The organism is Spirosoma horti, assembly GCF_054776595.1.
On the sequence record NZ_BAAHBQ010000014.1, the window covers coordinates 13,111 to 25,924 of the forward strand.

14 protein-coding genes and 2 tRNA genes are annotated in these 12,814 nt (G+C 45.9%); 4 read left to right on the plus strand and 12 right to left on the minus strand.

Translation table 11 applies throughout. From position 1 onward, the window contains the following. Window positions 1-271: 271 nt before the first annotated feature. On the plus strand, window positions 272-1,207 hold the full coding sequence (locus ACYVAM_RS30240) for an NADP-dependent oxidoreductase (RefSeq protein ID WP_461073892.1): 936 nt from the start codon (window positions 272-274) through the stop codon (window positions 1,205-1,207). Window positions 1,208-1,526: 319 nt separating this feature from the next. On the opposite strand, the gene ACYVAM_RS30245 is transcribed toward ACYVAM_RS30240, so the two are convergent. The 3 genes from ACYVAM_RS30245 to ACYVAM_RS30255 all read right to left on the minus strand — a co-directional run bounded on the left by ACYVAM_RS30245 (window position 1,527) and on the right by ACYVAM_RS30255 (window position 2,964). Then, window positions 1,527-1,946 (minus strand): ester cyclase, encoded by a 420-nt coding sequence (locus tag ACYVAM_RS30245; RefSeq protein WP_461073893.1) that lies wholly within the window; start codon window positions 1,944-1,946, stop codon window positions 1,527-1,529. 118 nt (window positions 1,947-2,064) lie between these two features. Next, the gene (locus ACYVAM_RS30250) at window positions 2,065-2,532 is read right to left on the minus strand and encodes an RES family NAD+ phosphorylase (RefSeq protein ID WP_461073894.1); all 468 of its coding nucleotides are present in this window, start codon (window positions 2,530-2,532) and stop codon (window positions 2,065-2,067) included. 3 nt (window positions 2,533-2,535) lie between these two features. Then, on the minus strand, window positions 2,536-2,964 hold the full coding sequence (locus ACYVAM_RS30255; RefSeq protein WP_461073895.1) for an antitoxin Xre/MbcA/ParS toxin-binding domain-containing protein: 429 nt from the start codon (window positions 2,962-2,964) through the stop codon (window positions 2,536-2,538). A gap of 297 nt (window positions 2,965-3,261) precedes the next feature. Between ACYVAM_RS30255 and ACYVAM_RS30260 the strand changes: the two genes are divergently transcribed. Beyond that, window positions 3,262-3,492, plus strand: a complete 231-nt coding sequence (locus ACYVAM_RS30260; RefSeq protein ID WP_461073896.1) for a hypothetical protein — start codon at window positions 3,262-3,264, stop codon at window positions 3,490-3,492. A 114-nt stretch (window positions 3,493-3,606) separates the two neighbouring features. After that, complete coding sequence (locus ACYVAM_RS30265; RefSeq protein WP_461073897.1) at window positions 3,607-4,365, plus strand: hypothetical protein; 759 nt, start codon at window positions 3,607-3,609, stop codon at window positions 4,363-4,365. Window positions 4,366-4,530: 165 nt separating this feature from the next. Here ACYVAM_RS30265 and ACYVAM_RS30270 read toward each other — a convergent pair whose 3' ends face one another. Both ACYVAM_RS30270 and ACYVAM_RS30275 read right to left on the minus strand, forming a co-directional pair. After that, complete coding sequence (locus ACYVAM_RS30270) at window positions 4,531-5,067, minus strand: hypothetical protein (protein ID WP_461073898.1); 537 nt, start codon at window positions 5,065-5,067, stop codon at window positions 4,531-4,533. Window positions 5,068-5,355: 288 nt separating this feature from the next. Then, window positions 5,356-5,952, minus strand: a complete 597-nt coding sequence (locus tag ACYVAM_RS30275) for a hypothetical protein (RefSeq protein ID WP_461073899.1) — start codon at window positions 5,950-5,952, stop codon at window positions 5,356-5,358. Between the two features lie 593 nt (window positions 5,953-6,545). Between ACYVAM_RS30275 and ACYVAM_RS30280 the strand changes: the two genes are divergently transcribed. Next, window positions 6,546-6,836 (plus strand): hypothetical protein, encoded by a 291-nt coding sequence (locus ACYVAM_RS30280; protein ID WP_461073900.1) that lies wholly within the window; start codon window positions 6,546-6,548, stop codon window positions 6,834-6,836. A gap of 160 nt (window positions 6,837-6,996) precedes the next feature. Here the strand turns inward: ACYVAM_RS30280 and ACYVAM_RS30285 are convergent, their stop codons facing one another. The 7 genes from ACYVAM_RS30285 to ACYVAM_RS30315 all read right to left on the minus strand — a co-directional run bounded on the left by ACYVAM_RS30285 (window position 6,997) and on the right by ACYVAM_RS30315 (window position 12,758). Beyond that, the gene (locus tag ACYVAM_RS30285) at window positions 6,997-8,094 is read right to left on the minus strand and encodes a hypothetical protein (protein ID WP_461073901.1); all 1,098 of its coding nucleotides are present in this window, start codon (window positions 8,092-8,094) and stop codon (window positions 6,997-6,999) included. Between the two features lie 576 nt (window positions 8,095-8,670). Continuing rightward, a tRNA-Ser gene (locus tag ACYVAM_RS30290) sits at window positions 8,671-8,757 on the minus strand. Between the two features lie 37 nt (window positions 8,758-8,794). Next, window positions 8,795-8,881, minus strand: a tRNA-Ser gene (locus ACYVAM_RS30295). A gap of 83 nt (window positions 8,882-8,964) precedes the next feature. Further along, window positions 8,965-10,080, minus strand: a complete 1,116-nt coding sequence (locus tag ACYVAM_RS30300; protein ID WP_461073902.1) for an asparaginase — start codon at window positions 10,078-10,080, stop codon at window positions 8,965-8,967. Window positions 10,081-10,181: 101 nt separating this feature from the next. Further along, complete coding sequence (locus ACYVAM_RS30305) at window positions 10,182-11,000, minus strand: TatD family hydrolase (RefSeq protein ID WP_461073903.1); 819 nt, start codon at window positions 10,998-11,000, stop codon at window positions 10,182-10,184. Window positions 11,001-11,092: 92 nt separating this feature from the next. Next, window positions 11,093-12,124: a glycosyltransferase gene (locus ACYVAM_RS30310; RefSeq protein WP_461073904.1), complete on the minus strand. Its 1,032-nt coding sequence runs from the start codon at window positions 12,122-12,124 to the stop codon at window positions 11,093-11,095. Further along, a complete protein-coding gene (locus tag ACYVAM_RS30315) occupies window positions 12,111-12,758 on the minus strand; it encodes a polysaccharide deacetylase family protein (protein ID WP_461073905.1) in 648 nt (215 codons plus the stop codon). The genes ACYVAM_RS30310 and ACYVAM_RS30315 overlap by 14 nt, the downstream gene beginning before the upstream one ends. Window positions 12,759-12,814: the final 56 nt, after the last annotated feature.

Sequence of the window (12,814 nt, forward strand, 5' to 3'; positions counted from 1 at the left end):
GGTTTAGGTTGGTAACCAAGTTTAGTTGAGGTAAGAATAGCCGAGGTTAGGCAAGCAAACATGTGAATTCAACGTAAGTTTGACAAGGCAAGCCCCTCTTGTTTAGAAGTTATTAACAACACTACACGACCGCACAGGTTGTCACTTGAAAGAGTTTACGGTAGGTGTACTATGGTAGGTTACTATCTGTTCAATACAGCATTTCCGTTTTGGTTAAACAGTAGCCCGGTTAGGCTAAATCATCCTGGCGATTTATCCCGAGTTTTAAGCTATGAAAGCCTACTTATTATATGAAGCCGGAGGACCCGATAAACTGGTTCTTGGCGAAACAGAAAGACCTACGTTAAAAAGTGGAGAAGTTTTAATTAAGGTAAAAGCCATCGGCATTAATCCGGCGGATGCAATCTATCGCCATTCGCCCACCTTTATCACCCATATCTTCGGCCAAGAGCGGCCAGTCATACTGGGTTGGGATATCGCTGGGGAGGTTGTCGAAAAGGCCGAGAATACAGATGGATATGAGCTAGGTGATGCCGTATTCGCACTTTTACAAAATGCGCGCGGGTATGCTGAGTTCGTTGCGGTCCATATAGAGTTACTGGCTCATAAACCCGATAACATTACTTTTGAAGAAGCGTCGGCTGCTCCCATGGCTGGTTTAACGGCCTGGCAGTCAGTCGTTCGCGGAATGACTATCAAAAAAGAGGACAAAATGCTGATTCATGGGGCATCGGGTGGCGTGGGGCATTATGCCGTGCAACTAGCCAAGTATTTGGGTGCGCAAGTGATCGCCACTTGTTCCGCTAAAAATCGCCATTTTGTCCTGTCTCTTGGAGCGGATAAACACATCGATTACCAAACTGAAAATTTCTGGGAAGTAACTAGCGATGTCGATTTTGTCTTTGATACCATTGGCGGTGAAACGTTAGCCCATTCGATTGAGGTAACCAAACCAGGTGGAACAATTATTTCGATTATTCCGATGACAGATGAGCGTCTAAAGGCCAAAGCGCAGGCAAAAAATGTAGCCTTGTCATTATGGGGATTGCAAGTGAATGGAGACGATCTTAGAGCATTCGCTGCTTTAATGGCCAAGGGAATTCTAAAATCCTACCTGGCTAAAACGTATCCGTTTACAGCGATGGCAGAAGCGCATACCCAAGTGGAAACCCGTCGCACTGCCGGCAAAATTGTCCTTACCGTTTAACGGAATGATCCATCAACTAAATACGATTAAACAATTCTATAGGCTACGAAACGTACCGCCATCAGCGCATCCCCTGATTAGTGTGATCGATATTGCCAGTGCCCCCGTATATCAGCATATTGAATCCGGAAATGTCGTCTTCGGTTTTTACGTACTATCCTTTAAAAGTGACCCTACAGCCAAGACAAAATATGGTCAGCTAGTCAAAGATGTTGATGGGGGTGTTTTAGGCTTTCGAGCCCCAGGACAAGTCGAAAAGCCCAGATGGTTACCGCGGTTTAGCTTCAGTAAAAGTTAGTTTCTTATTCTCACAAAATGCTCAATTTTTGGCTAACTGTTGTAAAACAACGGGTAAGGTATTGATACCCCAGTGTTCAACGTATTTCCCGTTGCGTAATCGTACCACGTCAATTACCTCAATACTTACAGACCGATCAGTTGGGGGTATACCCATCAAGGTTCCTGTATGGGTTCCTGTAATGGTTTTGCGCGTGGTGACTAAATCCCCTTCTGCGATTTGATCATGAATAATGACTTTCATGTCAGTCAGAGCTGGGCGAAGGATATTGTTGAATGTATTTATCATTCCTTGAGAACCATTATCAGTTCCTGGTGGGGCGGAATGATTAATAAACTGGTCATCCATCAATTCGTTGAAGCTGTCGAGGCTGCCTTCTGCAATCACTTCTTGGTTGAAACGTCTGACAGCTTTTTTGTTTAGTTGAGTCTGTAAATCCATTTGCTGTATAAGTGTCTATATGTTAGCCAAAGTACGAAACTTCAAGCTAATAGCATTTGAAAGATCAGTCTCATACAAACGCTCCCACCTGAGATGATGAGAATTGCTCTTGCCTTGGCTACTTAGACCACAGGCGGGGATCAATCACCAGAGGCTTCTCGTCAATCACCCGTATAGAACGATAGCTACTGTGGGCCGGATGCAGTAAGTAATTGATCCCAGATGGCATCACAGAGGAGGGAATACCCAAGGCTAACACATCCGGCATGGCTAGCCAAGCGGCCAGAAGATGCTGGCTCCGGTGATAGGTGTTCTCCTGCCAGTAAGGCTGTAGGTCAGTCGCGTCCACTATCCGCTGGCTATCCGGAGGTAACTCCAGACTGAACAACCGGTAGGCGGGCAGCTCATCGTAGGGTACTTGCGGCATGTGTACCAGAATCTCTACTAAAGCTAATGCGGGATGCTCAGCGGTGTAAAGGATACCAACACCCGGTGGATTCCAACGGCCTCCATTGAGCCACGTACCGGTAACATCCAGAGGACGGTCGGCATACTTCTGCCGCACTACACGATAAACGATGGCCATAACTTATCCAAAAATGCCATAGTCAATTCGGCCCAGCACCCGGTCAACTAACGTATAGCCTGTAACGGTATCCAGGACCTGTAAGGGGGTTTGGTAGTCCAACTCCCGTAATGGTGAGCGTAGCCAGCCCAGGACGGTTTTGCTTCGTTCCTCAAAGGTATCCAAAGCGTGCAGGAGGAGGTTCTCCAGCAGCAGCAGCCGCTCGGAGGCATCCTGACTAATGCGCTGATCAACCTTCAGCCGATGTAGGTAAGAAGCGGATAAGCCCAGGGCAGCGGCCAATTCCTTGTCGGTTAAACCGACCAAACCGGCCACGCGGTCGGCCTCGGCGCGCATCACCCCCTGTCGACTGCGGGTGATGATTTCCTGCTCGGTCAGAAGCCTCGGCTGCAAGGATGGGTTGGGGGCAATAAGCGGCAATGCTAGGGCCATGACAATGAAGTTTTAGACTAAGGTAACTACAAAAGTTCACTCCATCAAGTTCCTCCTTCTTGTTTAAGTAGTTTATTGGTTTAGCCTGCTACCGGAAGCTGATCGAGTACAGTGGAATATGCCTTTGTCAGAATGATACAAGCCTGTGGATCTGTGCCACAAAAAGGGCGTTATGTGAAACACCGTTTCCCTAGGCTTCTTGTGACTTTGTCTTCTGTCTTACCCTTGTCAGACAGGGTTTGTTTTTGTCATACATTCTGTAGTACTTAACATAATCCAGATTATACAATAGAAAAGATGTGGTACGTAGAGTTTTATGACTGGCAGTACGGCTATCGTAAGATATCGTCGACTAAGCTGTTTCAAAAGCATTTCGGAATGGGGTTGAAAGAGGCCAATGAACGAACTATTACCCTTTTAGATAAGCAGTCGTTTGTACTTCCCATCGAGAGTACAGAAATAGCTGATGAGGTAATTAAGCAGTTTACTGATATTGGGGCTCTTTGTCGATTAGTTGAGCCAGCCTAACATAATTGCACTTATATAACATCCGTAAAATATATTTTATTCATTAAACATACCACTTAGAGAAGACCGTAAGTTACTGACTAATAGACCAACAAAAACTCTTAACTATATCCTATGAAGACGCTCCAATTATTAGTCGCTGCAAGTTTGTCCTGTACGTTGAGTAGCTATTCTGCTGACCTATTCGCCAAGACTGGAACAGATTACATGTCTGGAATCCATAACAACACTTTGAAACTAGATTACCTATCAATCAGTAGATGGCAAAAGGGCAAGACAACAGAGCAAGAAGTCAAAAGTCAATTGGGAGTACCTACGATCATTGATTCAGATGGGAAACACACCCAATGGTACTATGAAAATAACAAAGCTAGATTGAGTATTCAATTTAACGTTGATCATACAGTGTCTGGTTTTCAATATAGTGCAGCGAACCTAGACGTTCCCCGAAAAGTAGAGGCTGAACAGCTAAAATCGTTGGTGGCCGGAACAACGGATATTGACTTGGTACGTCTTTTTGGAGAACCTACCTATGTTAACATGTCTGCATCAGGCAAAGAAATTAGCTATCGCGATTTGCTTACTCATTCGACGCTCCAAGCGATGATCAATGAGCATATTGGTTTAATAACTGACTTTCGTTTTTTTGAAAAAGGCCTTAAACAGTCATTTATTGATATAGAAAAGGTAATGAATATCAATAAAGGGCAAACCACCAGTACTGATATTGTCAATCTTTTCGGTCGTCCTACGATGAAAACTATTGAAAAGACGAAAGAAAGCTGGTGTTACGAATCAGACAATGCCCTATTAACAATAGATTTCAATCAAGATAATAAGATAGTCTCAGCCTATCAATCAAAACAGCGTTAGTCCTCTTATATTTCAAAAGTACAATGCCTGGCTACTGATTGCAGTAGCCAGGCATTGTACTTTTTTGAGGAATGTTGTATAACTGATTTTATGTTATGTGAGTAAAGCTACGATAAGAGTATATATTTAATTGGAATTAGCTTATTATTATACAAAATCATCTCTCTAACGTTTGTTGCCGAATAAAATAGTAGCTCCAAGTTGGGGCTGCCCAATTCGTTCTACGCTGGGAATAAAAAGGAAGCCATAACTAGCTTCAAGCCGGACTTGAGAGAATAAAGCCAAGTTTATTCCTGGCGTGAACACAACTGCCTGGTGACGAGCAAGATATGTGGTGGGATTGCCTAATTGATAAGCCAATTGAGCAAAGGGGGAAAGACGACTAGACGTAAATTGATAGCGGGCAAAAGGGCCAACACTAAACTTATTATCTGTATGGAACTCCCCGATCCATTCTCGCATCATTGAGCCTGCTACTCCAATAAGCAATCGATTGGCTACATAGTATCCAGCTTGAATCTGAGTAACACTTCGATTTGCGGCTAGATTACCCCGACCATAGCCGTAATTAACAGTAAGTTGCTGGGAACCTTTAGAAAAGGCTGTAGCTGTATTGCTTAACATGAGCTGTTGGGCAATTAATTGCTGTGGTATCGTTGCTAAGGAGAAGAATGTTAAGCAGAGATAGATTGTTATTCTCATATTGGAGAAGATTTTCTCCAACAACGCGCGCTCCGAAAGTTGAGTATATCACAGACCGATTACTCAACTTATTTCTGTTATATAAGTGGCGTGGCTGTTGCAAAAGTCTGAAATGGGGATACAGTACCTAGTTTGCCCGACAATTTCTGACTACTAAACGGATAAAAATGGCCTGTTCAGGGGGCAATGATAAGCAGCTACCGACTTTTGCAACAGCCACTGGCATTATGTTATGAAAATAAACGTAGATACTAAGAGACTGCTAGAGAAGAACCAATCTTAGGAAGGTTAAAACCAATAACCAATGTTGATCCCCACAAAAGAGCTAATACCTGCTTTGTCTAGATTGGCCATACCAACTCGAGCAGCTAAGCTAGTTCGGGCGCTGACAGTATACTCGTATTCGGCAACCAAGTGAAATCCAACGTTAGTTTCATTCGTTTTTTCACTAAAAACCTCAATTCCATCTGGTTGACCATTCTGCCCCGGAACAGTTCTAGCTTCTCGTAAGATTTCATCTTTTCTATACCAAACCGAAAGGCCCCCTCCCAGACGAAAAGCTTGGCGATTACTACTAAGAAGATCATATAAGGCTGTCAAATCAGTCGTAATGCGCTGTCGAGGCCGACCTACAAAGTAAATATTGTTCGCTATCAAACGTCGGTTTCTTATATTGAGATACCCCAAGCTACCCTCTATAACGACCCGATCATTAGCCAAATGGCGCGCATACCGAACTCCATACCGAAGTCCTAAGTCGTCAGGAGCATCTAAACTCATGTAGTCGATACCAACTCGAATTGAGTTTTTGTAATTAATCACCTGAGCTGTAGAGAAGGTACAGATTAGCAAATAAAGACCTGCTGTTAAACAAAGTTTGTTCATATCGTTGAGTTATCTAAGTGTCTATATGTTAACCTAGCTGGTAAATGTACAATTTTAAGAATATTCTAATTTAATGGCTAGTTTGAAATACGACCGTTTTATCGAGCCACTTAAAATCCCCTAAGCAAGTTCGGGGTTTGTTAGGCAAAAAGCCCGGCCTCATCAGAATTGGGCAGTTGGAATGAATGAAAGGCTGCTAAACGTTTACCAGGTTTTCCGGACAAATAGAATTGTATAGTCTATAAACTTAACATCGTCCCCAGTTTCTTGAAGTACATGCCGACGAGCGGTAACCAAGTAAGGCTGATCTGCCAGCAGATCCCTGAGCTGGGCATTCGCCTGGTGAAAGCAATAGAATATTCCCCTCTTGCCTACAAGCAGGCTGGCAAGGAGCAAGACGCTTAGGTTAGGCACCGGCGAGGTGCTGCCGGTGGCCCGCAGGCGAAAGCATCAGGTTCATCAGCAGCTTCTGCAATTCCAGATTCAAGTACGCATAAACACAACCTTACCCCATGTCAGAACAACCCATTGATCAATCGCAGCCTGATGCGGCCCAGTAGCTATGGAGTCAACCTTAACCAAAGAGCCCACCAATGGAGAATAATCCGGCCATCAACATCACACGTGACCCCAAAAGCAAGGAGGTGTCAACCGAGCAGGATCAAACCATGCTCGGTTTCAGCCGGGAGATAGTCGAGCTTACCCAGAAATATGGCTACGAGGCTTTTCTGATTTCGGTCACCGATCAGATCGAGCATCAAAAAGGGTTGCTCGTCAGTTCGGCCATTGGCACCCTGGATCCAATAATGGCCACTTGTTTGCTGAAAGACTCGATCCGGTTGGTCCAGAATCTGGTGCAGTTTAACCGTAGTCACCAGGATTAGTTGATAAGCATGTTGAAAGCGAAAAGTGACTGGGTCACCTGTTTGTCGGCGAGCAATTAAAAGGTCGAGCGGAAAGGCAATCAGGTAATCTTTAAAGACCACCGCAACAAGAGGGCGGCCTACCAGCACCTATTGTCAATCGCCTATTGGTGTATTAAAATCATTTTTGACCCAGGTACATTTGCGGTTCTTTCAAGGAGGCCAATCTTATCCATTCCTTAATTGTTACAATATCTGTTTTAGCTAAATCGCGACCTCCATAATCAGTAGCAGGACCTGCTTTGGACCGATGGTCAACATAGGTATCATTCATTTCCAGATAATCATTCATTGAATCAAATTCACGAAGCTCTGGGGCTAATATGAATGGCTTACCCACGTGGGCCTCATATGAATAAACTTTCCCATTAGAGGCACCAATAGAGGTTTTGGCATGGTGCCCGTATGCGAAATTAGGATCCGATTTGTACTTTAACATATCCTTACTAGGTCCGCTCTCAATTATCTGCTTAAAAGCATCCCTAATTTGATCATCGGTTAAATTACCGGCTTTAATTTCTGTCCACAAACTCTTCATTGTTGCAGCTTCTAATTCACCAAGAAGCCTACCTGCGAAAACGCCACAGTCATTAGGTGCAGTATTACCAAACACAATGACACCTAATTGTTCTTGCCGTTCCGTTATTAACGAGGGAACTGGAGAATCAGGGTGTAACTTTCGAAATTGGTTCTCTATACCAAAACGCAACAAACTACCTTCTTCCTGTTGAATTAGGTTGTCTCTCAAGGTGTATATCGCATCTTTTAGCTCACTACGCCATACACCAAGACTGTTTGCATAGGCAAGTCCTTCCTCACTTTCATCAGTAAGCTTATAGTCAACAAATGCATAAAGGGCATTTGCGGTCTCACAGAAAGCCTCCAGCTGATCCAATGTTGTTGGTGTTTCGCCCTGTACCAACCTATTGACTAAAATTGCTTCCTCATCAAATTTGTCAGCTGGTATGAATTTTTGAATACCTGAAGCAATGTCTCGTATGGATTTAACTTCACGAGCGTTCACCGAGTTTCTTCTATTAGCTATATCATGCATGTGTTGTCCCTTCTCAACAACACTACTCTTTTTTTTGAAAAAACTAAAAAATCCACCTCCCTTAGGCTTAGTTTCTTTTTTACCAGTATTATCTTCCAGCTTCTTGGTATTGAACCTTGATTTCCCGGCATCTTTAATTTGCTTACCTTTTAGCCCATCTAGCATATCTGATACGTTTTATGATTGAAAAATGTCAAAAGAGTAAACCTAATTAACCTAATCGATTATAAATGCAATTATCGAACAGTGGTATTGATAATCAATTTTGGTTGAAGATTGGCATAAACAACTTTTGCTTAAGCAATTTTCTAACAATCGGTATAAATATGCTTGCTACCATTGGCTGCGTTAGCTATTCTGGTTGCAGTACCTAAAGATGCTTCCTTTGTAGGCACAAATAAACCTGCCTTAATGACGGTCAGTGACCGCTTACTCAACAAACAAGTTGGTAATTTTACCCATTCTTATTTTACGATTATCAATTATTCTTCAGGGGTAACCAGGAGGGTACGGAGTAATTAATCTGCAATTAATTGTATTAATTTCGAGACAAGATAGGTATCGGAACCGTTATACAACTTCTTTGTATTATTATATACATATGTATATAATAAACGATTAGGGGTGTCACCAGTGTTGCTACGGGAAGGGGAAAACCGGCCTGATTGGGGTAAAAAAGGGCAAAAAAAATGCCCAAAACAGATCGTTTCGGGCACCCAATGACTAACAAATACTAAAATGCAGAGAGGAAGAGATTCGAACTCTCGATACAGTTTCCCGCATACACACTTTCCAGGCGTGCTCCTTCAACCACTCGGACACCTCTCTAAAAACGAAGTCAGCAAACCATCTTGCTGACTTCCGGCAGAGAGCGAGGGATTCGAACCCCCGGTACCCTTGCGAGTACTTCTGATTTCGAATCAGACCCATTCGACCACTCTGGCAGCTCTCTGTGTCATTTGGGAGTGCAAAGATGCACGATTGGCAGTAAATTCGCAATAACAATAGCAAAAAAAATACGGAACAATGAATACACTAGGCCGTCATTTCGCCACTGATCGACTGGCTCATCAGAGTTCGCAACCGATCCGGGTCGCGCTCCTGCCCTAACAGGACCATCAGTTTTGTAATGGCGGCTTCGGTTGTAATATCGGCTCCGCTGACTACCCCAATCTGCAGAAGTTGCTTACTGGTCTGGTATTGCCCCTGCGTAACTCGCCCACCTTCGCACTGTGATACATTGAAAATCAGGACACCCCGGTCAATGGCCTCCCTAAGGGTATTTAGAAACCAGGGATCCGTCGGTGCATTACCGGCCCCAAATGTTTCGAGCACCAATCCCCGCAGGTTTCGGATGTTGACGATGGATTCGACCACTGGCTGGGTGATGCCGGGAAAAAGCTTGAGAATCGTCACATTCGAGTCGATTTCAGTACGCAATTGCAGGACCTGGTTTGGCTGATAAGGGCGAATATAGGGTCGATTGTAGTCGATACTGACGCCAGCATTGGCCAGATGTGGGTAATTTTCCGACGCAAACGCATTGAACTGGACGCTCTCATGCTTGGTGGAACGATTTCCCCGCAGGAGAAATGAGTTAAAATACACGCAAACCTCCGGAACAATTGGCTTCCCCTTTTCCACAGTGGCCGTATCCACGGCGGCTGAATCCACAGCGGCCGTATCCACAGCGGCCGCAATTTCGAGGGCGGTAATGAAATTTTCACGGGCATCGCTCCGGGCCACCCCAATGGGCAACTGCGCACCGGTAAGAATGACCGGTTTCGATAAGCCAACCAGCATAAAACTCAACGCCGACGCGGTATAAGCCATCGTATCGGTGCCGTGAAGAATGACAAAACTATCGTACCGATCGTAATTGGTCTGAATGATTTGCCCCAATTCGACCCATATGGCAGGTTTCATGTTCGAGGAGTCGATAATCTCATTCAGGGTAATCAGCGTGATGTTGAAATTCAGGCGATTCAGTTCGGGTAAACGCTCGGCTACCCGGTCAAAATCAAAGGGAATAAGTTGGCTGGCTTTAGGATCGTACACCATACCAAACGTACCTCCGGTGTAAATAACCAGTACCGAGGACCGAGATGAATTACCTGATACGGGATTAATGTGAACTGTTTTATAGGACATGGGTAAGCTAATTAGTTCAAAGGAGCCGGAAACCAGTCCGACCTGTTTCTGTCAAGAGCAGGGCGCGGGAACGTGACACCCGGATTTGTTTTGCCGAACAATTAGGGAAGGAGGTTTGCATACAGCGCTGGTAACAGCGCCAACGCGTTGGCCGTTGTATGGCGGGCCACATCATCGATGTTGACCTGCTTTAGGTCAGCAACGCGCTGTGCAATCAGCCGTAAATAGGCTGGCTCATTCCGTTTGCCCCGATACGGCACGGGTGCCAGATACGGGCTGTCTGTTTCCAGCACGATATGCTCCAGGCTAACATGCGGCAAAACAACATTGAGGCCGCCATTTTTAAAGGTAGATACGCCCCCAATACCCAGCTTGAAACCCATATCAATGGCTCGGTTTGCCTCATCGAGGGTACCCACGAAGCAATGAAAAATCCCCGTTAGATTCCGCATTTCCAGCGAGTCTGCCCGTAGCTTTTCAATCAGGTCGGCGGCTTCGGCAAAGGCATTCCGGTCATGGCCCGACCGGGTATGCATCGATACCGGCAGATTCTGTTCGGCAGCCCATCGAAGCTGAGTCTCGAACGCCGTAAATTGCTGATCGGCAAAAGTCATGTCCCAATAAAAATCCAGCCCAATTTCGCCAACGGCCATGAACGCATGGCGCCCCAGGTGGTCTTCGACAGCAGCCAGTTCGTCTTCGAATGTGGCCGTGACATAAGCCGGATGCAGGCCCATCATGGGCAGGCACCGCTCGGGATACTGCCCGGCCAGCGCCATCATGCCCGGTATGGTCTCAAGGGCGCAGTTAGGCATCCAGATCTGGCTAATCTGCTTCTTATCGGCCTGGTGCAGCATTTCATCCCGGTCTTCGTCAAACTGCGGATCGTAAATATGGGCGTGGGTATCAATGAGAATCATTCGTTGTATTCAGTTTTTAGTTTATCGTTTTTGGCTTGTCGGAAGGCGCGACGTTGGCTTGGGAGCCAGTCGTTCAGGACAAAGCAAAACCGTTAGGTATATTGTCTACCTTTCCAGTCAATGGGCGCGGGAAACAAGTAAAAAGCTACGGCCAGCGGCCCGATAAGGAGTTGGTACGGCTCAAAAAGCAACGCGAATAACCATAAGTTGGTTTGTTTCAGGCGGCTCAAGCCAAACGAGAGGATCATGGTCTGGACAAAAAGTTTGATCACGTACAAGCCAACAGCCAGTACAGGCGAAAAATACCCTATCAGCAACAGAAGCGGCCCCGCCAGGTATTGGGCATACAGCGAAATGACCATCCAGGCGGGCAAATCCGTGGCCCCCCGCATCCAGCGTTTGCGTTGCTGAAGGAATCCCCTGAGCGTCGTTATCGGCATTGTTTCAGCCAGCACCTGTTCATTCAGTAGGTTCCGAAAGCGGTACCCTTTCGAAACGATAGCCTGAAACAAGGTATAATCTTCCACGACCGAGAAAGGCAGCGATTCGTAGCCACCAACAGCCTCGTACCCTACCCGACTCACCGCCATGTTGTTGCCCATCGCCGTAACCGGAATCCCTAGGATACTAACCAGGTGGGTAAGGGTCAGATTATAAAGCCAGTCGATGGTCTGGAGCTTTTGAAACAGGCCCGGTCCCTGCGGCAGCGTAACGCCGGTAACAATACCCGTTTGTGTGCTAAACTGCCCCCCCATTTCAGTAAGCCAGTTTACTGGAACCCGGGTATCGGCATCCGTAAAAAAGAACAGGTCCCCCCGCGCCTGCCTGGCCAGTTGCGCCAGCACATTGACCTTTCCTGGTAGTCCAACCCCGGATGCCGCGATATCAACCAGGTAAAAGGCTGGTTTGTCAGCAATGAACTCCGTCACCACTGCCCGGGTCTGATCTGTAGACTGGTCGTTACCAACCAGCACCTCGATGCGCTCGGGCGGGTAGCTGAGCTGGGTAATAGCCCTCAGGCAACCCAGAATGCTGTGTTCTTCGTTTCGGGCGGCAATCAGAATACTGATAAACGGAGCATTCACACCGGGTCGACTCCCGGCGGGCTCTTCAATAACCGGCATAAATGGGTTGCGGAACGGCGCGGAATGAGTAACCCCGACTGGCAAAATAAGCCAGCATCCGGGGCAATACGTAGCGCATCGTTGGCCAGGCTTTCAAACTATCGTGAAACACCACAATGGAGCCAGGTCGTGTATACTGGATGGTTTTCCGAAGGCACACATCGGCCGGTAAACTCCGGTCAAAATCACCGGTTAAAACGTCCCACATGACTATCGAATATTGTTCGATCACCTCGGCTACCTGTGTCTTTTTAATACGACCATAAGGCGGCCGAAAGAGCGATGTGCCAACGTTTAGTTGCTCCTGGCATTTTTGGATATTTTCCAGATAGGTTTGATCATCAGTCTTCCATCCGTTGAGGTGGTTGAACGTGTGATTGCCGACCATATGGCCCGCTTCCAATACCTTGAACAGCACATCCTGGTGTTTTCTGACATTGTCGCCAATGCAGAAAAAGGTTGCCTGAGCGGCAAATTTATCCAGTTGTTCCAGGACAAACTCCGTCACATCGGGAATCGGCCCATCATCGAACGTCAGGTATATGGTCGGTTCAGCGGCTTCCTCAATCTTCCACCAGAACTCTGGGTATACCGTTCGGAGCAAGAAGTTAGACTTATGCAAAAAAAAAGACAAGATAGTAAACGTTTTAGCTGCATAATGTACAGTATAGAGTATAGTGTGTAATTGAT